The organism is Archangium violaceum (assembly GCF_016859125.1).
Classification (GTDB): Bacteria; Myxococcota; Myxococcia; order Myxococcales; family Myxococcaceae; genus Archangium; species Archangium violaceum_A.
Genome location: NZ_CP069338.1, coordinates 2,412,290 through 2,437,567, shown reverse-complemented (window position 1 = coordinate 2,437,567; position 25,278 = coordinate 2,412,290). Strand labels below are relative to the sequence as shown.

At 68.6% G+C, this 25,278-nt stretch carries 24 protein-coding genes; 9 read left to right on the top strand and 15 right to left on the bottom strand.

The window, feature by feature from the left end; genetic code table 11:
- Window positions 1-70 precede the first annotated feature (70 nt).
- The 5 genes from JQX13_RS10470 (at window position 71) to JQX13_RS10450 (ending at window position 5,257) form a co-directional block, all read left to right on the top strand.
- Entirely contained in the window at window positions 71-1,087 is a 1,017-nt protein-coding gene (locus JQX13_RS10470; RefSeq protein ID WP_203408890.1) for an Rpn family recombination-promoting nuclease/putative transposase, read from the top strand.
- A 116-nt stretch (window positions 1,088-1,203) separates the two neighbouring features.
- Window positions 1,204-2,247: a nucleoside hydrolase gene (locus JQX13_RS10465; RefSeq protein ID WP_203408889.1), complete on the top strand. Its 1,044-nt coding sequence runs from the start codon at window positions 1,204-1,206 to the stop codon at window positions 2,245-2,247.
- A 75-nt stretch (window positions 2,248-2,322) separates the two neighbouring features.
- Window positions 2,323-3,012, top strand: a complete 690-nt coding sequence (locus JQX13_RS10460) for an NUDIX hydrolase (RefSeq protein ID WP_203408888.1) — start codon at window positions 2,323-2,325, stop codon at window positions 3,010-3,012.
- Between the two features lie 90 nt (window positions 3,013-3,102).
- Complete coding sequence (locus JQX13_RS10455) at window positions 3,103-3,990, top strand: bifunctional transcriptional activator/DNA repair enzyme AdaA (protein WP_203408887.1); 888 nt, start codon at window positions 3,103-3,105, stop codon at window positions 3,988-3,990.
- Window positions 3,991-4,138: 148 nt separating this feature from the next.
- On the top strand, window positions 4,139-5,257 hold the full coding sequence (locus tag JQX13_RS10450; RefSeq protein ID WP_203408886.1) for an aldo/keto reductase: 1,119 nt from the start codon (window positions 4,139-4,141) through the stop codon (window positions 5,255-5,257).
- 244 nt (window positions 5,258-5,501) lie between these two features.
- On the opposite strand, the gene JQX13_RS10445 is transcribed toward JQX13_RS10450, so the two are convergent.
- Window positions 5,502-5,906, bottom strand: a complete 405-nt coding sequence (locus JQX13_RS10445; protein WP_203408885.1) for a hypothetical protein — start codon at window positions 5,904-5,906, stop codon at window positions 5,502-5,504.
- 574 nt (window positions 5,907-6,480) lie between these two features.
- Entirely contained in the window at window positions 6,481-7,167 is a 687-nt protein-coding gene (locus JQX13_RS10440; protein ID WP_203411969.1) for an alpha/beta fold hydrolase, read from the bottom strand.
- Between the two features lie 430 nt (window positions 7,168-7,597).
- Here JQX13_RS10440 and JQX13_RS10435 point away from each other — a divergent pair, with 430 nt between their 5' ends.
- Both JQX13_RS10435 and JQX13_RS10430 read left to right on the top strand, forming a co-directional pair.
- Complete coding sequence (locus JQX13_RS10435) at window positions 7,598-8,923, top strand: FG-GAP repeat domain-containing protein (RefSeq protein ID WP_203408884.1); 1,326 nt, start codon at window positions 7,598-7,600, stop codon at window positions 8,921-8,923.
- Between the two features lie 258 nt (window positions 8,924-9,181).
- A complete protein-coding gene (locus tag JQX13_RS10430) occupies window positions 9,182-10,183 on the top strand; it encodes a transglycosylase SLT domain-containing protein (protein WP_203408883.1) in 1,002 nt (333 codons plus the stop codon).
- A gap of 620 nt (window positions 10,184-10,803) precedes the next feature.
- Here JQX13_RS10430 and JQX13_RS10425 read toward each other — a convergent pair.
- Both JQX13_RS10425 and gcvA read right to left on the bottom strand, forming a co-directional pair.
- The gene (locus tag JQX13_RS10425; protein ID WP_203408882.1) at window positions 10,804-11,850 is read right to left on the bottom strand and encodes a twin-arginine translocation signal domain-containing protein; all 1,047 of its coding nucleotides are present in this window, start codon (window positions 11,848-11,850) and stop codon (window positions 10,804-10,806) included.
- A 140-nt stretch (window positions 11,851-11,990) separates the two neighbouring features.
- Entirely contained in the window at window positions 11,991-12,881 is an 891-nt protein-coding gene (gene gcvA / locus JQX13_RS10420) for a transcriptional regulator GcvA (protein ID WP_203408881.1), read from the bottom strand.
- 112 nt (window positions 12,882-12,993) lie between these two features.
- Between gcvA and JQX13_RS10415 the strand changes: the two genes are divergently transcribed.
- Entirely contained in the window at window positions 12,994-14,220 is a 1,227-nt protein-coding gene (locus JQX13_RS10415; RefSeq protein WP_203408880.1) for an MFS transporter, read from the top strand.
- Between the two features lie 49 nt (window positions 14,221-14,269).
- Here JQX13_RS10415 and JQX13_RS10410 read toward each other — a convergent pair whose 3' ends face one another.
- Window positions 14,270-15,097, bottom strand: coding sequence for a DJ-1/PfpI family protein (locus JQX13_RS10410; RefSeq protein ID WP_239014672.1), 828 nt, complete (start codon window positions 15,095-15,097; stop codon window positions 14,270-14,272).
- Between the two features lie 163 nt (window positions 15,098-15,260).
- Between JQX13_RS10410 and JQX13_RS10405 the strand changes: the two genes are divergently transcribed.
- Window positions 15,261-16,295 carry a GlxA family transcriptional regulator gene (locus JQX13_RS10405; protein ID WP_239014671.1) on the top strand — a complete coding sequence of 345 codons (1,035 nt, stop codon included), beginning with the start codon at window positions 15,261-15,263 and terminating at the stop codon, window positions 16,293-16,295.
- 414 nt (window positions 16,296-16,709) lie between these two features.
- Here the strand turns inward: JQX13_RS10405 and JQX13_RS10400 are convergent, their stop codons facing one another.
- The 10 genes from JQX13_RS10400 to JQX13_RS10355 form a co-directional block, all read right to left on the bottom strand.
- Window positions 16,710-17,651 (bottom strand): DMT family transporter, encoded by a 942-nt coding sequence (locus JQX13_RS10400; protein WP_203408879.1) that lies wholly within the window; start codon window positions 17,649-17,651, stop codon window positions 16,710-16,712.
- An 80-nt stretch (window positions 17,652-17,731) separates the two neighbouring features.
- Window positions 17,732-18,760: a zinc-binding dehydrogenase gene (locus tag JQX13_RS10395; protein ID WP_203408878.1), complete on the bottom strand. Its 1,029-nt coding sequence runs from the start codon at window positions 18,758-18,760 to the stop codon at window positions 17,732-17,734.
- Window positions 18,761-18,791: 31 nt separating this feature from the next.
- Window positions 18,792-20,219, bottom strand: a complete 1,428-nt coding sequence (locus tag JQX13_RS10390) for a class I adenylate-forming enzyme family protein (RefSeq protein ID WP_203408877.1) — start codon at window positions 20,217-20,219, stop codon at window positions 18,792-18,794.
- Window positions 20,220-20,224: 5 nt separating this feature from the next.
- Window positions 20,225-20,788: a coronafacic acid synthetase gene (locus JQX13_RS10385; RefSeq protein ID WP_203408876.1), complete on the bottom strand. Its 564-nt coding sequence runs from the start codon at window positions 20,786-20,788 to the stop codon at window positions 20,225-20,227.
- A gap of 2 nt (window positions 20,789-20,790) precedes the next feature.
- Window positions 20,791-21,930 (bottom strand): beta-ketoacyl-[acyl-carrier-protein] synthase family protein, encoded by a 1,140-nt coding sequence (locus JQX13_RS10380; RefSeq protein WP_239014670.1) that lies wholly within the window; start codon window positions 21,928-21,930, stop codon window positions 20,791-20,793.
- The gene (locus JQX13_RS10375) at window positions 21,927-22,406 is read right to left on the bottom strand and encodes a 3-hydroxyacyl-ACP dehydratase FabZ family protein (protein WP_239014669.1); all 480 of its coding nucleotides are present in this window, start codon (window positions 22,404-22,406) and stop codon (window positions 21,927-21,929) included. The genes JQX13_RS10380 and JQX13_RS10375 overlap by 4 nt, the downstream gene beginning before the upstream one ends.
- A gap of 5 nt (window positions 22,407-22,411) precedes the next feature.
- Window positions 22,412-22,834 carry an acyl-CoA thioesterase gene (locus tag JQX13_RS10370; RefSeq protein ID WP_203408875.1) on the bottom strand — a complete coding sequence of 141 codons (423 nt, stop codon included), beginning with the start codon at window positions 22,832-22,834 and terminating at the stop codon, window positions 22,412-22,414.
- On the bottom strand, window positions 22,831-24,228 hold the full coding sequence (locus JQX13_RS10365; protein ID WP_203408874.1) for an aminotransferase class III-fold pyridoxal phosphate-dependent enzyme: 1,398 nt from the start codon (window positions 24,226-24,228) through the stop codon (window positions 22,831-22,833). Before JQX13_RS10365 ends, JQX13_RS10370 begins: the two co-directional genes overlap by 4 nt.
- A gap of 2 nt (window positions 24,229-24,230) precedes the next feature.
- Window positions 24,231-24,497 carry an acyl carrier protein gene (locus JQX13_RS10360; RefSeq protein ID WP_203408873.1) on the bottom strand — a complete coding sequence of 89 codons (267 nt, stop codon included), beginning with the start codon at window positions 24,495-24,497 and terminating at the stop codon, window positions 24,231-24,233.
- A 181-nt stretch (window positions 24,498-24,678) separates the two neighbouring features.
- Window positions 24,679-25,068, bottom strand: coding sequence for an aminoacyl-tRNA deacylase (locus JQX13_RS10355; protein ID WP_239014668.1), 390 nt, complete (start codon window positions 25,066-25,068; stop codon window positions 24,679-24,681).
- Window positions 25,069-25,278: the final 210 nt, after the last annotated feature.

Below are 25,278 nucleotides of genomic sequence, written 5' to 3'. Positions count from 1 at the left end.
CGCACCCGGAGAGGCGGTTCCCTGTGCGGCACCGCTGGCCCACCGCATGCTTTCTCCGGCGCTGCTCGCCATGTCCGGACCTCATGACCTCTTCGTCCGCTACACCCTGGGTCAGCCCGAGCGGGCCGTGGCCGAGCTGCGCGCCGCTTTGCCCCCTCGGGTCATCTCCCAGGTGGACTGGTCCACGCTGCAGCGGGAGTCCGGCTCCGTGGTGGATCCGGAGCTGCGGGAGACCCAGAGCGATCTGCTCTTCTCGGCGCGCCTGCGCGGGGGGCGACCGCTGCTGTTCTACGTATTGTTGGAGCACCAGTCCCGGGTGGATGGCTGGATGGCGCTGCGCATGCTGCGCTACGTGGTGCGCCAGCTCGAGCACTGGCGCCAGACGAACCCGGACAGCGAGAAGCTGCCGGTGGTGGTGCCCCTGGTCATGTACCACGGGCCGGATGGCGCCTGGTCCGCTCCCCGGCGGGTGGAAGAACTCTTCGACCTGCCGGACGAGTCGGAGGCGCGGGAGCCCTGGCGCGCGCTCGTGCCACGCTTCGAGTACCTGCTCGATGACCTGACGGCCGAGCGGGCCGAGACGCTGATGGCACGCCCGGGTCCGGCCCTGACCCGGCTGGCCCTGCTCGTGCTGCGCTACGGGCGCACCGAGGAACTCACTCGGAGGCTGCCGGACTGGATGGCACTCTTCGCGGAGGTTCACGCCGCCCCCCATGGAGACGAGGAGCTGGGTCTGGTTGTCCGTTATCTCCTCCAGGTCGGGGACAGGACCGTCCGCGCCGCGATAGGCGGAGTGCTACGTTCCGTCATGGAGACACACCGAGCGGAGGAACTGATGCGGACCTATGGCGAGGAACTCATCGAGCAAGGGCGCCAACAGGGACTGGAGCAGGGCCGGGCACAGGGACGGGCACAGGGGCGGGCGGAGAGTGTGCTTCTGATTCTCGCCGCGAGGGGTTGGTCCGTCAGCGAACAGACCCGGCAGCGTATCCTGACCTGTACGGATGTGACCCTCCTCGAGCGTTGGTTCGAGCGAGCCCTGAAGGCTCCCACGCTCTCCGAAGTGTTGGGCGACCTTTCGCAGTAGGGGGATGAAGGGCCCACACTCCCTCTCCCCCTGGGAGAGGGCCGGGGTGAGGGTCTTCCTTCCCGTTCTCCTCCCCCGTGTTCCACCCCGATGACCGGGGATGCCATAAAGCAGCCATGACCCGAATCCTCTTCCGTCGGAGCGTGGCCGTCGTGGCCCTCCTGGCGCTCGGCGCCTGTGTTTCCCCTGAACCGCGCAAGCCCGTGGTGGTGGCCGATATCGACGCGGACATCGATGACATCTCGGCGCTGGCCTACCTCTGCCAGGAGCACAAGCTCGGGCGCATCGAGCTCGCGGCCGTCACCGTCACGAACACGGGGGCGGGCTATCCGGGGAAGGCGCTCCAGTACGTGCGCTGCACGCTCGCGGCGTGTGGCCTGACGGACGTGCCGGTGGCCGATGGCTCGCGCACGGCGACGAACCTGTTCCCCGCCCCGATGCGGGACGGCGTCGAGCGCATCCTCTCGAGGACCTTCGAGGGCTGCACCCAGAACGCCGAGCCCGCCCAGCGGAGCGCCCCCCAATTGCTGGCGGACATCCTTGGACGGGAGGACATCGTCCGGGTGGTGACGCTCGGGCCGGTGACGAACGTGGCCGAGGCGCTGAAGCTCGAGCCGGAGCTCGAGAGCCACGTCGAGGCCGTGTACGTCATGGGGGGCACCGTGTCCGTGCCGGGCAACATCTGCTGTGGCGCCGAGTCGCGGTACGACAACTCGCAGGAGCTCAACATGCTGGGGGACGCGGCCGCCGTGCGGGGCCTCATTGCGTCGCTCGCGCCCGAGAAGGTGTTCCTGGTGCCGCTGGACGCGACCCGGGCCGTGCCCGTCACGAAGACGTTCGCCAGCCGGTTGGAGTCCAGCCGGGTGGGAACCGAGCCCGCCACGGCCGAGGTGGGGCTCGTCTCGGCCATCCTCTCCAACGCGGAGGTACAGGGGGGCATCGAGTCCGGGTTGCTCTACTGGTGGGATCCGCTCACGGTGGTCGCGGCCACGCGGCCGGGCGTGGTCTCCTTCGAGACGCGGTCGCTGGAGGTGGTCCAGGAGGGCGCCTCGCTGGGCCGGACGAAGGTGTCCTCGACGGGCAGGCGCGTCCGGGTGGGCACCGAGACCCATACGGCCCTCTTCGAGGAGCTCTTCCTCGACACCCTGAATGGCCGGTAGACCCCCGACGCGCGGCTTGACTTCGTGTGGGCCCAACACTATGCGCTCGGGGCCATGAAACGAAAGGAGTCACCCGTGAGCTACACCTACGAGTACCCGCGTCCGGCGTTGACGGTGGATTGCGTGGTGTTCGGCCTGGACGAGGAGGACCTGAAGGTGCTGCTCATCCGGCGAGGGGTGGAGCCCTTCCAGGGAAAGTGGGCCCTGCCGGGTGGCTTCGTGCGCATGGAGGAGTCGCTCGAGGACGCCGCGCGCCGCGAGCTCCAGGAGGAGGCGGGCATCCGTCCCAACCTGCTGGAGCAGCTCTACACGTTCGGCGCTCCGGACCGGGATCCACGGGGCCGGGTGGTGAGCGTGGCCTACTTCGCCCTGGTGAAGCTGACGGACCATCGCGTCCACGCCGCCACCGACGCGAAGGAGGCCGCCTGGTTCTCCGTCTGGGATACGCCCAAGCTGGCCTTCGATCATGGGGACATCATCGCCACGGCGCTCCAGCGGCTGAAGGGCAAGGTGCGCTACCAGCCCATCGGCTTCGAGCTGCTGCCGCCCAAGTTCACCCTCACGCAGCTCCAGCGCATGTACGAGAAGATCCTCGAGCGTGAGCTCGACAAGCGGAACTTTCGCAAGAAGATCCTCTCCATGGACCTGCTCGAGGAGCTCGATGAGGTGGAGCAGGACGTCTCCCACCGAGCCGCGCGCCTCTACCGCTTCGACCACAAGAAGTACAAGCAGCTGGAGAAGGCCGGCTTCAACTTCGAACTGTAGGCCTGCTGGGCGAACCGCAAGAACCGGGTTGTTCCCGCGCGATTCGGCGGCCATATCGGGTACAGGAGCACCCTTCCCAGGAGCCGTGGCATGGCGACCAGCGACTACGCCCGAATCGAGCAGGCCATCCTCTACCTCGACGCCCATGCGCGCGAGCAGCCCTCCCTGGATGACGTCGCCGCGCACGTGGGCCTGAGCCCCTTCCACTTCCAGCGTCTCTTCACCCGCTGGGCGGGCATCAGCCCCAAGCGCTTCCTCCAGGTGCACACGCTCGTGTCGGCCCGTCGCCTGCTGGCCGAGCGGCACAGCGTGCTCGACACCTCCTACGCCGTGGGCCTGTCCGGTGGCGGTCGGCTGCACGAGCTCTTCGTGACCCTCACCGCCATGACACCGGGCGAGTTCAAGCAGGGCGGGGAGGGCCTCACCGTGCGCTACGGCATCCACCCATCGCCCTTCGGGGACTGCCTCATCGCCACCTGTGAGCGCGGCATCTGCGGCCTGCACTTCCTCTCCGACGAGTCCGCGGAGGAGGCACTGGTGTCGCTGCGAGCGCAGTGGCCGCGTGCCACCTTCGTGGAGTCCCGTGATGCGACCGCCGCGTGGGCGGAGCGTATCTTCCCCTCTCGGCCCCCGCGCGAGCCCACGCCGCTGTCCGTGCTGGTGAAGGGCACGCCCTTCCAGGTGCAGGTGTGGCAGGCGCTGCTGCGCATCTCTCCGGGCCACGTGGCCACGTACGAGGACATCGCCCGAAGCATCGGCAACCCGAACGCGGTGCGCGCGGTGGGCTCGGCGGTGGGAGACAATCCCGTGGCATTGCTCATCCCCTGCCACCGCGTGTTGCGCAAGACGGGCGCCTTCGGCGACTACCGCTGGGGCCCCGCGCGCAAGAAGGTGATGCTCGCATGGGAGTCGCTGCGTTACGGCGCGGAGGACGAGGCCGGCGAGGCGCCCGGCACGGTGAGCGCAACCGGCCCGTGAGAGCGCGCCAGGACTCGCGATATTCAGGGCAAGAAGCGGGTCGCTCTCAGGTGTGCTTCCTCCTATCTGTAGCGGCAAGACGGGCTCCTGAGCGGGTCTGTCGACAACGCAAAGGCAAGGCAACTTGCCAGAGATTGAGAGCTCCCTCATGTCTACCCATCACATCGATTCCCTGACGCAGTACCACCTGCTTGGCCGTTCGGGGCTCCGGGTGAGCCCGCTGGCGCTGGGCACCATGACGTTCGGTACCGAGTTCGGCTGGGGCAATCCCGAGAGCACCGCCCATCAAATCCTGGCACGCTACCTGGAGGCGGGCGGCAACTTCATCGACACCGCGGATGCGTACACCGCCGGCTCGAGCGAGCGCATCATCGGCGACTTCTTCGCGAAGCATGGCAAGCGCGACCAGGCCGTCATCGCCACCAAGTTCACCATGGGCACCTCGCCGGGAGACCCCAACTCGGGTGGCAATGGACGCAAGAACATCTACCGCGCGCTCGAAGGCTCGCTGCGCCGCCTCAAGACGGACTACGTGGACCTGTACTGGCTCCACGCCTGGGATGGCCTGACGCCCGTGGAAGAGGTGATGCGGACACTGACGGACCTCGTGCGCGAGGGCAAGGTCCGGTACATCGGCCTCTCCGACGTGCCGGCCTGGTACTTCGCGCGGGCCCAGACGCTGGCCGAGCGCAATGGCTGGGAGCGGGTCTCGGCGCTGCAACTGGAGTATTCGCTCGCCGAGCGCAACATCGAGCGCGAGCACCTCCCCGCGGCACTCGAGCTGGGTGCGGCCATCGTGCCCTGGAGCCCGCTCGCCGGTGGGCTCCTCACGGGCAAATACAAGCGCGAGGGGTCGGAGTTGAAAGGGGAGGGGCGTGCCCACGCGTTGCTGGCCACGGGTCTGCCCATCGCCGACAAGTTCTTGAAGGACCGCGCGTGGGCCATCGTCGAGCAGCTCGTGGCCGTGGCGAAGGAGGTGGGGCGCTCGCCCGCGCAGGTGGCGCTCAACTGGGTGGCGACGCGTCCCGCCGTGGCCTCCACCCTCATCGGCGCGAGCCGACTGGAGCAGCTCGAGAGCAACCTGCGTGCGCTCGAGTTCACGCTGCCGCCGGAGCTCTCGGCCAGGCTGGAGGCCGCGAGCCGGCCCGAGCTCGTGCACCCCTATGTGTTCTTCGAGGATCCGGTGTTCGCACGGGGCATGTTCACGGCCAACACCGTGGTGCGCGCGGAGCCGGGCTGGTTCCGAGCCAACACCCGCGGCCCGTGAGACGCATGCTCGCCCCCAGCCGCGGGCCTGAGCGGAGGCCGCGGTTCCTTCCGCCGCCTTCCCCGGCTGCGACCTCTACGTCCGCAGGCGATACCTATGGGGGTTGTGGCGCTCGTGCCATTCGCCCGTCGAGTGGCACCCCAGCGGCAACCAGGAGCTGACGTGCGACTCTACCGTTCCCGCCTCGCACAGCCGTGCAACCCGCCAGCCCCGGGACACCTTTCCCGGGGCTGGCGGGTGGGTGCTACTTCGCGATCTTCCAGACCTGGTAGAACTGGGTCCAGTAGATGCCCGAGTCATCCACGGCGAGATCTTCCGTGAGGTAGGTTTCCGCCGTCAGGGCCTGAGAGCTGCTGCCATCCTTGCACGTGGCCGTGAGGACCTCGTCCTTGAGCCAGTAGAGCCGCTCGTCATCGGCGACCAGGAAGTTCCCGGGCTCGTCCGCATAGGCGATGTTGGTGACGGCGCCGCCGTTCTTGGAAATCTTGTTGAGCCCCGTGTAGTAGTCGATGAAGTAGATGTCGTTCGCGTCCAGGGCGAAGCTGCGGAATCTGCCGGCCTGAACGGAGAGGAGCAGGGTTGGCGCTGCCCCGCCGGACCTGGGCGCCTTCCAGAGGGTCCAGCCCTTCTTGCTCGCGGGCTGGTTCACCCAGTCTGAGAACGAACTCGGTCGGGCCGCCTGCCTTGGAGACCTTGGCCACGAAGCCGTTGTCGGTGTACGGGTAGGCGCTGCCGGAGAAGAACACGTCGGTGTCGGTCAACGCGACATGATGCGAGGGCCAGATGTCCGCGAGCATGACAGGCGTGCAGGTCCCCCCGTTGCACAGAGGCGTGCATCCCGCGAGGGGAGTGGTGGGCTGCGCCGGGCTGGTCGGCATCGCAGCGCTCCCGGCGCTCGCCGTGGCGAAGTGGAAGGCTGACGCGGCGTTGAAGATGGTCCCGGCTGATGCCAGTGTCTTGTTTCGGAAGGGGAGAAGTCCTTGGGTGGATTTCTTCATGTGTTCACCTCTCGGTATCCGCCACCGCGCAAGTCTCCTGGCGGGCGTGAACCCAGCCATACATGGCGTTGGCTCGATGGTTGTGTGGCAATCAAGACCAGGAACATCAATGGAAGACAGGTTGAAGCATCAAGAACCAGCGTGTTTCGTATGGCAGGTTTGTGCTTTCCGGGTAAGCAGTTAACGCGAGAAAAAGCAGTAAATCGAGTTCTTGTTTTCGAGAAATCAAGAAGGCAGTTGCCCACCCCCGGCCTCCATAGAGCCCGCCTGAGCGTCAGGGAGTTCGTCAGGGGCCCGAGATGGGCAGTGCCTCCCCACGGGCGCTTGCAGGTTCCATACGTGCCCCACACCTGGCACCGTCACCGCTCGCGCGTCAGGCAGCCTCCGCGCGAGCACCCGCGCTGCCCGGTGTGCGGCCCACGTCTCGTGCTCGCCCACGGCCACGAGGAGGGGGACCCGTGTCTCGAGGGGCAACCGCAGTCCCATGAGCGCTCGGGTGAAGCTGCGCGTGAAGTCCGCCGTGGCGCAGCGCGCGAGGTCCTCCTGGAAGGCCTCGGTGAACTCCTCCGGAATGCCGAACTGCCGCGCGGAGAGCTCCGCCAGCCGTTCGGGAGACATCAGCCGGTAGAGCCCGGCACTCCACAGCGACACCGTGCCGAGCACTCGCCCCAGCCCGGACGCGGTCCCGGAGACCATCAGACTCTCCACCTGCTCGGGCGCGGTGCGCAACAGGGTGAGTCCCACCGCTCCGCCCAGCGATAGGCCCACCAGGTGGGCACGTCCGCTGGGTACACGCATGCGCACCAGTTCCGAGACGGCCCGAGCGGAGCCCTCCAGGGTGAAGGGGCGCACGTGGGCGCTGCGCCCCTGCTCGGGAAGGTCGGGCGCGAGGCAGTGGAAGTCCTGGGCCAGTTGCTCGAGCTGGGGGGGCCCATTGCCTGGAGCTCAGCCCTCCGCCATGCAGGAAGAGCAGGGCGGGGTGGCCGGGCTGGCCCGTCTCGAGGTAGGGCAGCACGGGCTCGGGGTGTTCTGGAGGGGGAGGGCTCATTCGCGCCGTGTGACGACTTGTAAGGGGCAAGGTGTCGGACCGGGTCCTTTGCGTGTCCCTGTCCCTTTTATGCGTCGGGCTTGCCCATGTCATACTTGGCGGGCCCGCGGGCCGGGTGAAACGGAGGAGCGCCTCCACCTGCCCGACGCCTGGCGGGTGGCGCCGTCCATTGACCGGGAGTGATGCTCACGCCCATACAAGGGGTCTGGGACAATGATTTTCATCGCCCCGCTCAGCAGCCGCCTGCTACAATCGCTTGCATCCCGCTGAAGGTTCGGCGAAGGGGGCTCAGCAATGCGTTGGTGCGCGGTGTCTTGTCTGGTGACGATGGCGTTGGCCGTGGGGTGCGATGAATCAGGTCCCCCGGTCGATCAGGGCGCGGTGTCCCTCCACGACGTTCCAAGGGATATGTACGGCAGACCGCTCGTCGGCACGGACGGGCCGATGCGCTATCGCGACGGCGTGGGCGTCCCCGCGCCTGGAGCCTCCAGCTCGTCGCCGAGTGGGGTCCTCGAGAGCGGCCTCGCCAGTGTCCAGTTCTCCCTCGGCGCGTACACGAGCCGTCCCGTCGGAAGCTGGCCGGAGGCGGTGGCGATCGGCGATGTCACCTGCGACGGGCGCCCCGATGTCGTCATGACGACGACACATTATTTCGACGCCGCACGTGATTACCGCGTCTTCGTCTTCCCGCAGCTGGCGGGGGGCGGCCTCGGTACTCCGGTGTCGTATCCCTACGGTGCCACCGCGAGTCGGAATGGAATCGCGCTGGCGGACTTGAGCAAGGACGGTTGTCTGGATGTCGTCGTCGGTCACGGGTCGGGGCTCAGCGTCCTGCTCGCGGACAAGGCGACGGGTGGCCTCTCGCCCGCCGTCGTGGTCGCCGACCATGATGCGGACACGCTCGCCGCAACGGACGTGAACCGCGATGGCAAGCTCGACATCATCTCGCTGGGATGGAGCCGCGGCGCCTCCATCTTCTACGGCGACGGCACCGGGGCCTTTTCGCGGATCGTCCCGTTCGCCACGAAAGCGTCGGGCTACAATGACCATGAAGTCGGTGACCTGAACGGCGACGGCATCCCGGACCTCGCCGTCATGTCCGGGCAGGGCTACGCCGTGCCGAACCTGTCGGTCCACCTGCACGACGGCACCAACGCCCTCGGCACGACCCCCGACTCCTATTTCATGGGGCAGAACGTGCTGGCTGGTGGAGTCGGACTCGGTGACGTGAATGGCGATGGCCGGCTCGACGCGGTGTTGTCGAAGCCTGGCAACAGCCCGACTGTCCTGTGGCTCATGGTGCAGGACGCCAACGGCAACCTCGTCGGCCCCACGGCCGTCTCGTCCTACGACATCCCGGAGTCCGTCCAGGTCGCGGATATCGACAGGGACGGAGACGACGACGTCGTGGTGGTGCACGGAGGATGGATGAAGGTGGGCGTCTACCTCCAGGAAGCCGGGGCGTTGATGCCGGAGGTGCTCTATTCCATTCCGTATGCGAGCCACTACGCGCCGCAGGGTCTGGCGGTCGGTGATTTCTCCGGAGACGGCTGCGGCGATGTCGCCATCGCGGACTACAACAACGGGCTCGTGACGCTTCAAGGCACCTGCCTGCGTTAGTGCACGAGCGCCACCGACGGGCCGCCCGCGACGATGCCCGGGGGCGGCCCAGGTGGTGACTCCAGTCACCAGGGAGGACTGCAGTCACCAGTCTCCCGGGGGGCGCCTGTCACGCGAATCAGGGGGGTGAACACCCCTCCCTTGGGTTGCTTTCGAGGAAGAACGGCCCATTTCGGGCCCTCCGGGAGCCGAGGAGCCGCTGGCACGCGTCCTGCTCCAGGGCAGGACATCTCCACTGCCTCGAATGGACTCCCGACCATGACCTCGCCCATTTCCTCTCGTGACCTCGCTGTTCGCCTCCCCACGCAGGACGTCTCCGCTCCCCGCGTGGGGCAGACCGCCACGCAGCCCGTGGCCCCTCTGGAGAGCGGCGCCAAGCGCGCTGGCTCGTTGGACATGCACAAGGATGGCTTCAGCGCGGGCCCGCAGACCGGTGCTCAGTGGACCCAGTTCCTGCAGGGGCTGCAGGGCCTCGACGCGGCCAAGCAGCAGGAGCAGATCATCCAGGCCCATCAGCAGATGGTGCAGGCCCAGATGCAGCAGATGCAGCAGCAGCTGCAGCAGATGATTCAACAGCAGCAGCAGATGATCCAGGGCGCCGCCGGGGCCACCCCGTCGGCCGGTGGTGTCCCGCCGGCCGGTGGCGCCAGCGCCCCTCCCGCCGCTCCGGCCGTTCCGCAGGCTCCCGCGGGCAACAGCGGCGTCCCCTCTACCCAGCAGGCCCCCGTGGAGCTCAACCCCTCCACCTCCAAGGACTCCGGTCCCGTCAACGTCTCGGGTGACGCGCGTCTGGGCTCCGGGTTCCCTCCGGCCTTGCAGCAGTTCAAGGGCGCCATCGAGTCGGCCGCCGCCAAGGCCGGAGTGCCCGCGTCCATGCTGGCGGGGCAGATCTGGCAGGAGTCGCGCGGCAACCTCGCCGCCGTCTCCACCAACGGCGGCAATGGCCTGACCGACACCGGCCTGATGCAGGTGAACCCCAACACCTTCCAGGAGCTCCAGGCCAAGCACCCCGAGCTCCAGGGCAAGAACCTCGCGGACCCCGAGACCAACATCCTGGCGGGCGCCTTCTACATGAAGGACATGAAGGAGCAGTTCGGGAACTGGGACCTGGCGCTGCGCGCCTACAACTCGGGTCCCAACGGTGTGGACCGCAACAACCCCAACGCCATCCCCGCCGGCACGGGTGACGCCACCTACGTGCAGAAGGTCAAGCAGTTCTGGAACACCATCCAGACGGGCAACGGCACCCTGCCCGCGTAGGCCCAGGACGGGAGAGTCCGTGCGCATCCACCGCCGGGCTCTCGGCATCGAATCGATTTCGCCCTGAGCTCCGTGCTAGCGGTTGTCCTGGTTCTGCTGGCCGTGGTGCGGCTTCAGTCCCATCAACTCCAGTGCCGCGCGTGGAGAGCGAGACGGGATGGAGCTCGTACATGCCGCTGCCGCGAAGTCCGCCCTTCACCGTGTCAGGCGGCAACCCGTGCTGACCAGGACGCGGACCCGCTGAGCCTACAGGTTGCGCAACGCGGCGTCCGCCCGCCGCACGTTCTCCACGTCGAGCATGTGGTTGCAGCTGCCGCACGCCGTGGAGGGTCAACCCCACCCCGAAGGTGCCCATCACGAGCAGCGTCGCCAGCGCGGATGGAGCCGGGGACTCATGGGAGCCCCGCGTCTGCTGCGTGGTCCCATACTCACGCAACCGCCGGTGGGCGGCGGGCCCCGTGGGCACATCCTCTTCGGCCCACGCCTGCTCGAGGAACTCACAGCCCGCGATTCCGCCCACCAGGGTCATGACGAGTCCCAGCAGGAGCTGCCACGATGGATTGCTTCGAATCATTCCGGAGGAGTCTCGCGCGGCCGGGGGGCGCGCGCTACACCGCAGGTCACCACAGCACTTTGGCAACGGCGATCGTGGCGTTGAGACGGTGACCGGCCTCGTAGAACATGTACTCCTCGCCATTCTCGGTGCCGAATGACGGCGCCGCCGCCCGGCCGTTATCTGGCCACCCGCCCAGCGGCGTGTGGAACACCCCGAGATGGAGCTCCTTGTCGAAGTTCAGCCCGACTTCCGTGATGTACATCCTACCGCTGCCTCCGTGGTAGATGACGTAGGCCGTTCCGTTGCGGAACACCACATGCGGCCCGGAGATGTCCGTCTCACCATCAGCGGCCGGCGAGATGAGGGGGGTCTGCTGGATTGTCCAGCTCTGCGCGTCACCGGTCTTGGACCAGCCCCAGAAGATCCGGCGTCTCCCGTTCTGGTTCCCCATGAACACCATGACGTAGTGGCTGCCCTTGGACGGAATGTCGTGCTCGAACACCCGCGCGTAGGACGTCTCGGTGACGGAGCCATCGGTGAAGAACCTCGTCGAGACGCACCCTCCCTGGTAGGTGAAGTGGATGCCGTCGGTGGACGTCGCCACGCGGGTGACCGTGTTCTCGCCGTGGAAATACAGGTAGAACTTGTTCACCCGCGAGTTCCAGAGCACGTGCGGTGACGAGACGTGGCTGATATCGGGTGGGCCCCCCGGCCACGTTCGCGAGAAGATCGGGTTGTAGGCGTACTCGGTGAACTGACCATAGAGGTGGTCGCCGTAAGCCAGGCAGATGCCACCGGGCGCATCGTGGGGCGCGTAATACAGGTAGTAGCGCGCCAACGGGTTCGCGACCCGGCCGATCGTGCCTCGGATGCAGGGGAAGATGAGCTCGCCAGTCGGGTTGTATCTCAAATTCACCTTGTTGAACGCCGTGCCGATGTATGTGTAGTTCGGGAAACCGGCCGGTGCCGCGTTGGCGAGTCCTGACACGAGTCCCGTTCCCCCTCCGAGGACGAGCCCTCCCGACGTCGCCAGCGACCCCTTGAGGAACGCTCGCCGGCTCACATCCATCCGAACCGCGTTGATGCGCTTGGAATCATCTCTGTCAGCCATTTCCGCTCCCTTGTCAGGTCATGCTGTAAACCATCATCGCAGGGGGACTCCTCGGCTATGAGAGGAACGGCCTGGCTTTTTCGGGTTTTCTGGATTGAAGATAGCGTTCCAGAGGTTTCCTCCCGGGTGTGGAGGGCGCGCTACCGAGCGGTGCCGAACTGCCGCAGCAGCCACGTGCGGAAGGCGCTCACCTTGGGCTGCCGGTTGCCGCGCGCAGTGGTGAGCAGGAAGTAGCCGCGGCCGTCCACCGCCTCGCCCGAGAACGGCCGGACCAGCCGTCCACTCTGGAGCTCGCGCTGGACGAGCGTGCTGCGCGCGATGGCGATTCCCTGCCCGGCCTCGGCCGCCGCGAGCACCGCCGCCAGCTCACTGAGCCGAGGGCCCCGCGTCGCGTCCACGTCGGTGGCGCCCACGGCCTTCAACCAGCTCGCCCAGTCCGGGGTGTCGGCGAAGTGCAGCAGCGTGTGCCTCGCCAGGTCCGCCACGTTGCGCAGCGGCCGGCCCCCGTGCAGCAACGAGGGCGCGCACACGGGGAACAGCCGCTCCTCGCCCAGCGAGTCCACCACCACGCCCGGCCAGGGGCCCTCGCCAAAGCGGATGCTCACATCCGCCTCGCCCCGGCCCAACTCCACCTCGTCGCGCGAGCTGTCCACGCGCAGCTCGATCCACGGGTGGGCCTCGGTGAACCCGGCCAGCCGAGGCGCCAGCCACCGGATGGAGAAGGCGCGCGGCACGCCCACCAGCAGCGTCGCCGCCGTGGGCTTCGCGTTGACGCGATCCACCGCCCACGCGAGGTCCGCGAAGATGCGCGTGGCACGCTCGGCCAGCTCCCGCCCGCGCTCGGTGAGCTCCAGTCCCCGCCCGACGCGGGCGAACAGGCGGTTTCCCAGGTGCTCCTCCAGGAGGTTCACCTGCCGGCTCACCGCACCGTGGGTGACGCCCAGCTCCCGTGCGGCGCGTCCCATGTGGCCATGGCGCGCGGCGGCCTCGAAGGCGCGGAGGGCATTGAGGGGAGGAAGGGGGGCGGGCATGGCGTGCTCCAGGCACCGGTGAGGAAAGCTCACCGTACCCGGGCACTTTAATCGATTGTCCTCACAGATGAGGCGGGCGCATCTTCCCCCCCACTGACGAGGAGGGATTCTCATGGCGGCGACGAGGCGGGGGGCCCTGTCCCTGGACCTGTGGCGGGAGCGGACGTGGCGACGGTGGGTGCTGACGGCGTTGTTCGCGCGGCTGCCCGGGACGATGACGGCCTTCGCGCTGCTCATGGCCGGCCGGGAGGCCACCGGCTCCTTCACCTTCGGCGCCTGGATGGCGAGTGCGTGCTCCGTGGGGGCGGCCCTCGCGGCGCCGTGGCGCGGGCGGATGCTCGACCGCGAGCCCCTGCTCACGGGACTGAGGCGGGGGCTGTACTGGCAGGCGCTCCTCACGGTGGGACTCTGCGCGGCGGCCACCCTGCGCGCGCCGGCACCGGTGCTGCTGGCCGGAGCACTGCTGCTGGGGGTGATGCCCTCCGGAGTGCAGGGAGGCATCCGCGCCCTGTTGGCCTCGGTGGCGCCGGCCTCGCGGCTGGAGGCGGCCTTCGCGCTCGACGCCGTCCTCGTGGAGGTGCAGTGGGTGTTGGGACCGCTGCTGGTGGGGATGGCGTCCGCCAGTGGCGTCCCCCTCCTCGCGCTGGGGCTGATGGGCATGAGCGCGCTCGCCGCGAGCGTGCTGAGCCAGGGCCTCCCGGAGCGGCCTCTCTCTCCCGTGCCGGCGTCCGTCGTCACGCGGGAGGGCCCGGGTGTGTGGCGTACCCCGGGGGTGCTGGCGGTCCTGGTCCTGGTGACGGTGCTGGGCGTGAGCTGGGGCGCGCTGGAGGCGGGAGTCCCTCCGAGGCTGGAGGAGGTGGGCGTGGGCGCGGCGCAATGGGGCGTGCTGGCCGCGCTGCTGTCCGCCGTGAGCGCCGTGGGAGGACTCGTCTATACCCTGTTGCCTGGGGCGCGGGGGCGCGCGGAGGGCACCTGGCGCGCGAAGCTCATGCTGGGGCTGTGGGGTCTGCTGCTGCTCCCGCTCGGGTGGATGGCCTCGCTCCAAGGGCTGGGACTGTGGCTCGTCGCGGCGGGCCTCTTCCTGGCTCCGCTGACCGGGACGTTGACCTTCCTCCTCCAGCGGACGCTTCCCCCCGCGCGGCACGCCGAGGGCTTCTCCTTCTATAGCGCGTGCTGGTCGCTCGGGGTCGCGGGAGGCGGTGCGCTGGCGGGCTCGCTGCTCGCCCAGGGCGGTGCGCGCCCGGTGCTGGCGGGGGCGGCCCTGCTCCCCCTCGCGGTCGTCGTCCTCCTCGCAGGGGGAGCCGGGCTGGGACGACTCCCAGTCACCGAGAAGCCCTGAAGGGGAGCGAGGTCGATGCATGAGCAACACGACGAAAGGATGACGTGGTTCAGCGCTCGTCGAGTCGCCTCCCTGCCTCGAGAGCCGCCTGTCGGCCAGCCTCGAGCTCAGGCGCCAGCATCTCCAGGACCTGGGCCGTAATGGCCTCTCCGGCGCTCTCGGGACTTCCAGCCTGGAACGGCGGCTGTGGATCGTACTCGATGGACAGTTGTTGCATCCGGGCGAACGTCTCTCCACGCAGCCGAGCCGAGAGGTAGAGGCCGAAGTCGAGGCCCGCGGTGACACCGCCTCCCGTGATGCGGTTGCGATCCTCGACGATTCGCTCGGCGATGGGCCTGGCCCCGAGCAGCGGAAGCAGGTTCCTCACCGCCCAGTACGAGGCGGCCTCGTACCCGCGCAGCAGGCCGGCGGCTCCCAGCACGAGCGAACCGGTGCAGACGCTGGTCACGTACCGGGCGCGATGACCCCTGTCCTCGAGAAAGTCGAGGACCTCCAGATCGTTCATGAGGGCCCATGTGCCCGACAAGCCACCCCCCACGAACAGGATGTCCAGGTCCCTCGGACATTCCTGGAGCGTGGCGGTGGGCAGGATGGGGACTCCGGTGTCACTGACCACGGCCTCCCGGGTCTTCCACACGAGGTGGACGTCGACATTCCCGAGCGAGGCGAAGATGAGCTGCGGGCCGATCATGTCCTGTGCGGTCATTCCCGGGTAGATGAGCATGGCGATCCGCAACCGCGTGCCCGGGGTCGGCGGGGGCGAGTCCCGGCCGCCGCGAGTTGTCTCGGGAGCGGCGGCCAGGCCCTCCAGCCCGCCCGTCAGGGCCGAGGCGGTCAGGAGGGTGCCGAGAGTCTTTCCGAAGTCGCGCCTGTTCATTCGAGTCCTTCGCGAGAATCCATGCGTGTGCGCATGGGTTGCCGTCTGATGGCCCGAGCAAGGTACTGTCCGCGCGGATTTGCCGTCAGGACGAAGACCCCACGATTCCTGCCAGAGTCGGGCGAGCACTCGTGGGTTGGCGTTCGCGGGCTGGGAGGACGAGGTGAGCACACGTGCGGCGCAGCTGGTGCGGAGTGGAAGGAAGAATGGCTCGGTCCGTCAGGCGCGACGCGTGGTCGTGCTCGCCGTGCCGCCCGTTCAGGAACTCGATGTCGTGGGCCCCGTGGAGGTTTTCGCGGGCCTCAACCGTCTCCTCGGGAGGAGCGGCTCCGGTTATGAAATCGAGCTCGTGACGAGCACGGCGGAACGGCTCGTCACGGGGGAGTCGGGACTCTCGCTCCTGGCCGGGCAGAGCTTCCACGAGGTCCGCGGACGGATCGACACGCTGTTGGTGGCTGGAGGCACTGGCGTGCTGAACGTGCGCGATCCTTCGCTCCTGCGCTGGTTGTGCGAGAGAGCTTCCCAGGTGCGGCGCCTGGGCTCCATCTGTACCGGTGCCTTCCTGCTGGCCGAAGCCGGGCTCCTCGATGGCCGGCGCGCCACCACGCATTGGGGGTGGGCTCGCGAGATGGCCCTGCGCTACCCCCGTGTGTCCGTCGATCCCAATCCCATCTGGATTCAGGACGGCCGCATCTACACCTCGGCGGGAGTCACCACCGGGATGGATCTCGCCCTGGGGTTGGTGGAGGAGGACTTCGGAAGCACCGCCGCGCTCCAGGTCGCGCGTGGTCTGGTGCTGTTCCTGCGGAGATCCGGAGGGCAGGCCCAGTTCAGCGTCGCCCTGTCCGCCCAGTCCGCCGAGCGCAAGGCGCTCCACGAGCTCCAGGTCTGGATGGCCGAGAACCCTGGCGAGCGGATGTCGGTTGAATCCCTGGCCGCGCGAGTGGCGATGAGCCCTCGCAACTTCGCCCGCGTGTTCCTCCAGGAACTGGGGAAGACCCCGGCCCGCTACGTCCAGCAATTGCGCGTCGAAGCGGCCCGGCGCCTGCTCGAACGGACCGACAAGGGGGTCGAGGAGATCGCCAACTCCTGCGGCTTTGGCAGCGCCGAGGTGATGCGGCGTGCCTTCCTGCGCGGACTCGGCGTCACTCCAGCGCGCTACCGGGAGCACTTTCAGGGGAAGTCGAATGACTCGTGACTACGCCGCCACGCGCGCTGACGACGTGCCCCGGTCGTGCGCCGAGCCCATCTGCCAACCCTGAGTCGAGTACCAGATTCGATACCCGGGGAAATCCCCCTTTCGAGGGAGAGAATACATACATCATTCTTGTCCTGGTTTTCGCTTGCGTGGACAAGCTCTTTTCTGAATAAGCAGAAGCCGCTGCCGAAGAGCTCGGTGAATGAAAGCCAGGGGAGCAATGAAAATACTGTATCCGTTCATCAATTGTTCGAACGGTTTCGTGGCCACCGTCACCGGAAACACAGAGACCTTCTCCGTCCGGATTCACTGAGCCGCGGAGGACCCTCTCCGAGCCCAATCCCTCCACCCGGGACTTCTTCGCGGCCCCGGGTAACAAGGGCAAGACACGGCGGGAATTTCAGGTGGCCGGGCTCAGCCGCCGTCGGTGGTGCTGGTACTCTCGCTCGACCGCGCCCACGAACCCCCCGACACCTGCTCCTGGCGGGGGAGGGGGGTGGGGGGGCTCTCGGGCTTCGAGAGCAGCACCACCGCCGCGAGGATGAGCAGTCCTCCCACGCCCTGCGACGCGCTCAACCGTTCGCTCAGCAGGAGCGCCCCCAGCAACACCGCCACCAGCGGCTCCACCGTCGACAGCAGTGATGCCACCACCGGCCCCACCCGCTCCAGCCCCGCGAAGAACGTCAGCACCGCCATCACCGTCGACAGCAGCATCATGCCCGCCACCGCCATCCAGCCCTGCGGCGTCTGCGGCAGCGCCGGCCCCTGCGCTGCCATCAGCGCTCCGTACACCACTCCCGCCGAGCCCAGGATGACCGTCGACGAAGCCAGCGGCCCCGCCGGCCCCACCACCCGCGAGCTCGTGAATACGTACACCGCGTACACCAGTGCCGAGAGCAACCCGAAGAGAATCCCCTTCGGACTCGCTCCCCCATTCAAGTCAATCGTCAGCGCCGTCCCCCCGAGCGCCAGCACGACGGCCACCACACGCCTCCGCGTCAACCGCTCGCCGTCCACCACCACCGACAGCAGCGCCACCAGCGCCGGGAAGAGGTAGAGCAACAGCGCCGTCAACCCAGCCGACGCGTGCTTCAGCGCCGAGAAGTACGCCAGGCTCTGCCCCACGTACCCCAACGCTCCCAGCAGCACCAGGCCGCCCAGCACGCGCCCTCGGGGCAGCGGCACCCGCCTCGCCACCATCACCGCGCCCAGCAGCAGCGCCGCCAGGCCGAAGCGCAGGAACAACACCGTGGGCGTGTTCGCTCCCGACGCGTACGCCACGCGCCCGAAGATGCCCAGCGCTCCGAAGGAAGCGCCCGACAACAGGATGAGAAGGATGCCCGCGGTTCGTCTCATGCGAACACTGGACTAGCCCACCCGCCGCCGTCGTGCGAGTCCCGGCGCAGCACCAGCGCCTCCAGGTTGTTCTCCGCGAGTCACGGAGTGAGGACGATGTGTCCGAATTGGGCCCGCTGCTCCATCAGCTGGTGGGCCTGGGCGGCTTCCTCCAGCGGCAGGGTGCGATCCAGCACCGGCCGCAGCCTGCCCTGCTCCACCAGCCGGAGCAGGTGCAGCAGGTCCCCCTTGGAGCCCAGCGTGGAGCCCAGCACGGAGAGGCGCTTGGAGAAGAGCACCCGCAGATCCAGCTTCACCTCGGCCCCCGTGGTGGCCCCGCAGAGCACCATCCGCCCCCCACCCGCCAGGCACGCCACGCTCTTCTCGAAGGTGGCCGCGCCGGTATGCTCGACGACCACGTCCACCATGCGTCGGCGTGTGAGGCGCCGGACCTCCGTGACGAAGTCCTGCTCGGCGTAGTTGATGAGGTGGTCGACCCCGAGCTCCTGGAGCCGGGCCAGCTTCTCGGCGCTGGAGGCGGTGGCGATCACCGTGGCACCCAGCAGCTTGCAGATCTGCACCGCCGCGCTGCCCACCCCGGAACCGGCCGCCTGGACCAGCACCCACTCGCCCGGCTTCACCTGCGCGCGCCGCACGAGCATGGTCCACGCGGTGAGGAAGGACAGGGGCAGGCAGGCGGCCTCGGGGAAGGAGAGCCGGGCGGGTTTGGGAACCACGTTGCGCCGGGGCACGGCCACGTACTCGGCATAGCCCCCAGGCAGGTGCTCACCCACCAGCTGGAAACCGCGGCACGCCGGATCGTCACCCGCCAGGCACGCCTCGCAGTGTCCGCACGAGAGCCCGGGGTTGACGAGCACCTCCGTCCCCGGCGCCAGATCCTTGACCTCGGCGCCCACGCTCGCCACCACTCCGGCCACGTTGCTGCCCGGGACGTGAGGGAGGCTCGGCCGCAGCCCCGAGCCCCCGCGTCGCAGCCAGATGTCCAGATGGTTGAGCGCGACTGCCTTCACCCGCACGAGCACATCCTGCGCCCGCGGGGCGGGCTCGGGCAGCTCCACCACCTGCAACACCTCCGGCCCTCCATGCTGTTGGATCGCCACGGCCTTCATGGTCTTTTCTGCTCCCTGGCGGCCCGGCCGCTCACTTGTGCCCGAGCTGGGCTCGACTGTCGTTGGTGCTCATGAGGTAGATGGTGCGGGGCGTCTCCGTGCGCCGGAGCTGACCCTGGAGGTGGCGCCGGACGGACTCGGAGGTCAGCTCGGGACTGGTGACCACCAGGTGCAGGTCGTAGTTCGTCTCCACCCGATCGACGATGACCTCGGTGCGGGCCGACACCACCCCTGGCAACGACGTGGCCAGCCGCCGCACGGAGGCCAGGCTGATCTTCTCTCCGCCCTTGACGACGAAGTCCGACAGCCGGCCGATGAAGGAGAGGTAGCCCTGGGGGTCGATCTCGAAGATGTCACCCGTGGCGAGCAGGCCGGGAGCACGCCACTCATGCGCCTTGCGCCCCTCAACGAAGCCAATGCGCCGCTTCATCAGCGTGTCCGAGGAGACCAGCAGCTCTCCCTGACCCGGTATCCGCTGGCCCTCCAACTCCACGCGCGTGCCGGGGAGGGGACGCCCCACGGAGGTGTAACGGTGGGGCGGCTCGAGGTGGGCCGCCAGGGTGGCCACGCGCGGCCCCGCCTCGGACAGCCCGTAGGTGAGGTACAGCTCGCCACCGGGCCGCAGCTTCAACAGCCGCTCGACCTGCGGGGCGGCCAGGGCATCGCCTCCAACGGTGAGGACGCGCAGCCTCTCGGGCAGGTGCTCCTGGGCGAGGAGCGAGCGCACCAGCAGCGGGGTCACCGAGGAGACGGTGATGTGGTGCTCATGGACCAGCCGCAGGTAGCTCTCTGGATTGAAGGGAGGCCCGCTGATGACCAGCCGCCCGCCACTCAGCAGCGTGGCGAAGGCCTGGGCCACCAGGGCGTACGAGTAGTACAGCGGCAGGTTGACCAGGACCGAGTCCTCCTCCCGCTGTCCCACCGCTCCCGTGTGCTTGAAGGCGTTGCGCATCAGCGCCTCCAGGTCGAAGACACAGCCGCTGGCGAAGCCCGAGGTCCCCGAGGTGAGCATGACCACCTCGCCCGGTTTGAGCGGTGGGGGCTGGCTCGGAGGCAGCAGCGCCGTCTCGCTGCCCAACAGGGAGGAGCGCTCCAGCCCCGCCATATCGAGCTCGGGCAGCCGGGGCGTCACCAGCCCGCGCGCCGAGAAGGTCTCGAACAGCACCTTCAGCCGCGCCACGGGCGTGGCGGGCGCCACCAGGGCGGGAACGCCGCCGGCCGCCAGCACTCCGAAGAAGTGCGCCAGCAGCGAGGGCCCGTTGGGCATGGCCACGAACACCAGGTCCCCGGAGCGCAGGCCCAACCGACGCCACCCCTCCGCGAGGGCGTCGAGCCGCCACGGCTGCTGGGAGGCCGCGCCACCGGTGGTGGCATCGGTGATGCGTTCGTTCAGGAAGGAATCGATGAGAGCCGGGGAGAGCCCCGAGGCCGGTCCCGAGAGCTGAAAGGGAAAGCGCATGTCAGTTACCCCAGGGAGGTGGAGAAGAAACCGAGGAGTTGCTCGACATTGGCGGGCTCTCCCTCGGGAGAAGGAGTCAGCAACACGCAGGCCGCGCGCGGGGGGGCACCACCCGCCGGCAGGTGGAAGGAAGCCAGGAGCACCCCCTCCACCTGTCCGCGACCCAACCAGCCCCGGGCGAGAGCGAGTGCCACGGGCAGGCCCTGTCGCAGGGGCTGGAGCAACGACAAGGTGGGGCCTCGAATCCCCCAGGCGATGCAGCTCAGCGCGACCGCCGCGCTGGGAGAGGCGGCGGGGAATCGCACGGGGGACACAGAGCCTTCCCACACGGACCCGGCCACCTGCGCCATGGCCTCGGAAGGGCCCTGCAGCCCCAGGTTCACCAGGGCCACCCGGTTGGTGTCCAGCGGGCGGGGGGAAGCGGTGAGCGCCGCGTCCACGGCGTTGGCCATGGCCCAGGACGAGGGGTCGGCGTAGCGCACGGCGCGGCGCACCTGCGCCAGCCGCGGGCCCACCTCGCCCCCGGACGCCTGGCCCCGGCCGCCCACGGTGAGGATGTCTGGATTCATGTTCATTCCGGCGCCTGGATGACGAGAGAGGTGTCGAAGCCGCCGAAGCCCAACGTCAGACTCAGGCCCAGGCGTGCCTGATGGGGTTGGGGTCTGCCCACCGGAAGCGGGAAGGGGAAGCCGGGCAGGGGCTGCTCCAGGCCGGCGATGGGAGGAACCCGCCCGTCGCGCAGCGCCAGCACCACGGCGATGGCCTCGATGGCCCCGGTGGCCCCCAGGCTGTGACCGAAGTTGCTCTTGGTGGCGAAGACGATGGGGGCGTTGCCGCGGAAGATCGCCTGGAAGGTCTCACCCTCCACACGATCGTTGACCGGCGTGGCGGTTCCGTGCGCGTTGATGAGCCCCACCTCGGCCGGAGCCACGCCCGCGTCCGCGAGCGAGCGCTCGATGGCGAGCCGGGCGCCGAGGGCCTCGGCATCCGGCGACGTCATGCTCGCCGCGTCGTTGGCCGAGCCCACCCCCCGCAGCAGCGCCAGCACCGGCGCGCCCCTGCGGGCCGCGTGGGCGGGGGACTCCAGCACCAGCACGCCCGCGCCCTCGCCCAGGAGCATGCCGTCATGCCGCTGATCGAAGGGGCGGATCAGCCCCGGTGACATGGTGGTGAGGGCCGAGTGGGCCAGGCGCTTGCTTTCGGTGATGACATCCACGCCGCCGCAGACGCAGACCTCCGCCAGGCCCGCGCGGATGAGCTCGGCCCCGACCAACAGGGCGTCCGCGCCGGAGGAGCAGGCGGTGGACAGACAGAGGGCGGGCTCGCTGGCGCCCAGCTCCCGGGCCACGTCCTGGGCCCAGGCATCCAGCGGCGCGGTCCGCTCCTCGGCTTCGTCCAGGTAGGCGCCCAGGCTGGTGCCCAGCACCAGCCGGAGCCCGGGACTGCTGGCCTCCAGGCCTCCCTGACGCAGGGCCCGGCGCAGCGTCTGGCTGGCCAGGTACCGCAGCCGCTGGTGCGCCCGGGTGGCGGACGTGCCCGACGTGGGCACGGCGGCCACCCGGAGGTTGCGCACCCGGTGTTCGCTGGGCATCTCGACGAAGCCCATTTCGCCCGCCAGCATCCGACGCCAGACGCCCTCCAGGTCGTCGCCCAGGGAAGTCGTCCAGGCCATGCCGGTGATGGCGACTGGCGTGGAGCTGGAGGCGCTCACCACAGCGGATTCCCCATGTTGGACACCGGGGTGCGCACCAGGCTGGCCCGGAACGCGGCCACCCGGACACCGTCCACCGTGGCCTTGCCCGCGAAGTGGAACAGGTTGTTGATCAGCCGCTCCGCGGTGACGTGGAAGATGACCTGGTCACCGGGCACCACGGGCTTGAGGAAGCGCGACTCGACCGAGCCGATGACGGTCAGCTCGTCCTCCCTCAGCGGCGACGTGCACATCTGGTAGAGGATGATGCCCGCCTGGGCGTAGGCCTGGATGAGGTGGCTGCCCGGGAAGATGGCGCGCTCGGGGAAGTGTCCCACGATGCAGTCCATGCTCCCGGACACCGACATCAGCGCGGTGAGGAACTTGCCCGGCTCGTGGTCGACGATGCGGTCGAGGTAGATCATCGGGTGGCGGTGCCGCAGCCACCCCTTGAGTGCCGTGAAGCCAATGGGCTTCGGTTGACGTTCCGTGTTCACCGTGTTCACTGAGTGCTCCTCGACAAGGCTTGTTTGATTGAGTCCGGCAGGGTGACGGGGGTGCCCGCCGCCCTGTCCACCGTCACCAGCTCCAGGGTGCCGGTGGTCAACGGGATGCGCTCTCTCTCGGGCGACGGCTGGTGGAACACCTGCACCGCCATCCGGATGCGGGCCACCCCGACCTGCTCGACGCGTGCCTCCAACCGCAGCACGTTCCTGAATTGCGCGGGGGCGAGATACTGGATGCGCAGCTCGCGCACCCGCATGTCGATCCCCGCCGCCAGCAGGGCCTCCAGGCCCGCCCCACGGCGCTCCAGCTCCTCGAGCGCCGCGGTCTCCATCAGCGCGGCATAGCGGGAGAAGTGGACGACGCCGGAGGCGTCCGTATCCACGTGCTGGACCTGGTACTGGAACGCGGGGCTCGTCATGCGGCGCTCTCGAAGCGGCCGGCGGCCCGGCGGATCCGCGCGACGATCTCCTGCAGCTGCTGATCACTGGTGACGAGCGGCGGAGCGATGCGCATGGCGGGATAGCTGTAGCGCAGCCCTCGCGAGCGGCGGCCGGCGCCCGCCATGAACTCCACGAAGAGCCCCTCCTCGAGCAGCAGGGAGCGCAGCTTGGAGAGCTGCGGCGCGGACTTCTCCGTCAGCTCGATGCCATTCATGAAGCCCAGGCCCCGCACCTCCTGGAAGAGCGAGGGGAACTGCTGCACCACGTCGCGCTGGAGCCGGGCACGGAGCTCCTCGCCCGCCGGGCCCGCGCGCTCCACCAGTCGCTCGGAGACCATGTGGCGGATGCCGGCGCGGATGACGCCGCAGGTGAGCGGCCGCAGATCCGAGGTGGACACCGCGCCGCTGGAGCGGATGCTCAGATTGCGCCGGGCGATCACCATGGAGGTGGACAGCGCCCCCATGCCCAGGCTCTTGCCAATGACGGTGACGTCCGTGGCGATGGGGCCCTCCTCATCCCCCATGGCGAAGAAGCCACCCGACTTCGCGAAGGTGAGCACCTCGTCGGCCACCAGCAGCACCTCGTACTCGCGGCAGAGCGCCGCCAGCCGGCGCAGGTAGCCACGGGGCGGCACGATGATGCCGGCGTCTCCCTGGATGGGCTCGACGACCACGCCCGCGAGCTGCCGGCCGTTCTCGGCGAAGAAGCGCTCGAGCGCCTCCAGCTCCCCGAAGGGCAGGAAGGCCGTCTTCAGGCCGTAGGTGCCCTCCTGGGTGTACTCCGGAAGTCCCACGCGGTAGTGGCGCCGGTTGAGCAGGGACACCACTCCGCCGGTCCAGCCGTGCCAGGCGCCCTCGAAGCCGAGCACCATGCGGCGCTGCTCCCGGCCGGGCAGGGGGGCCAGCCGCTTCCTGTCGAAGCCCGACTCCAGCACCAGCCGCAGCGCCATCTCCAGCCCCTCGGAGCCGGAGTTGCGGCCGCTGACGTGGTAGTCGCTGGCGGGGAAGCGGTCCGCCCACAGGCCCTTGTCCCCGAAGAGCTCGGTCAGCAGCAGCGAGCGCTCCAGCGAGCCCAGCTCGTCCGTCACGTAGCCGCCGCGCTCCACCGCCTGCGTGAGCGCCTGGATGACCACGGGATGCCCGGCCCCCAGACAGGCGCTGGCGTAGCCGCCACTGGCGTCGATGACCTCGTGCACCAGACCCGCCGTCTCGCCCTCCAGCGGGGTCATCTTCTGCACCACCCCCTGCGCCTCGATGCACGCATAGGGCAGCCGGTGGCCGTCATAGTGGTCCATGTGCACGGCCCGGCCGGCGCGCAGCGTCTCGAGCACCTTGGGCTCGAGCCTCTTGCCATCCGCTTGCAGGATTCCCATGGCTACGCCCGCCCCTGTGCCCGGAGCTGCTGCACCAGGTTCGCGACGGTCCGCAGGTTCTGGAAGTTCTCCGCGGAGAGCGCCTCGTCGGGGATCTTCACCTGGAAGTGCTTCTCGCTGAGCACGCGCAGCTCGAGGAAGCCCACCGAGTCGAGCCCCAGCACGGACTGCAATCCATCGTCGGCCCCGATGTTCTGCTCGGGAATCTCGACGAAGAGGTCCGTCACCATGATCTTCTTGAGGGTTGAGATGATTTCTTCCTGGCTCATTGTATTCCGGCTCCTGGGGTGTAGGACTTCTGAATGAAGACAGACCACCACCTGCCGGTGGTCCGGGTCCTGATGTTCTACAAGTTCAATGACAGTCAGCTGGACGGCTGGGGCCGCCATGGACAAACGGCCGCCTCGAGCCGGACGGGCCCCGAGGACAAGCCACTGCGGCATGTCTGGCTTAGAGACTGATGGGCGCTGCGATGGCCCCACTCACACGTAACAATTCCGTGGGCTGTATACGCAGCAACAGCTCGGGGCGCCCCCCTCCACAATAGATTTCCTCATGGTCATTGATGGAGTCATCAATGACAGTGCGGAGTGGCGTCTCCCATCCGATGGGGGGCGTACCTCCGGGTGGGTAACCCGTCCGTTCCAGTGCCACCTCGGGCCTGGCGAACGACAGCTTTCGGCAGCCCATGACCTGACAAATCCTCTTGAAGTCGACACGCTTGTCACCGGGCAGCACCGCGATCACGATCTCGCCCTGCTCCGTACAGAGCACCAGCGACTTGAAGACCCCCGCCATCTCTATGCCCAGACGTTCCGCGGCGGCCGCGGTCGTGGTCATGGGGTGCCCCAGGTCCAGCAACTGGGCTTGTACGGACTCTCTCTCCAAGAAGACTTTTAGATCGAGCATTGGGCGTACCCCGGACACTCTGAACAGCATCATCCGGTCAGTTCGCGGGATGTTTTTCTCTGTGAGAGGCGCGCTGATTAACAGACCCACTTGGAATCCGTCAATATCCGTTTTTGCACGTTGCCAGGTAATGACGTTCTC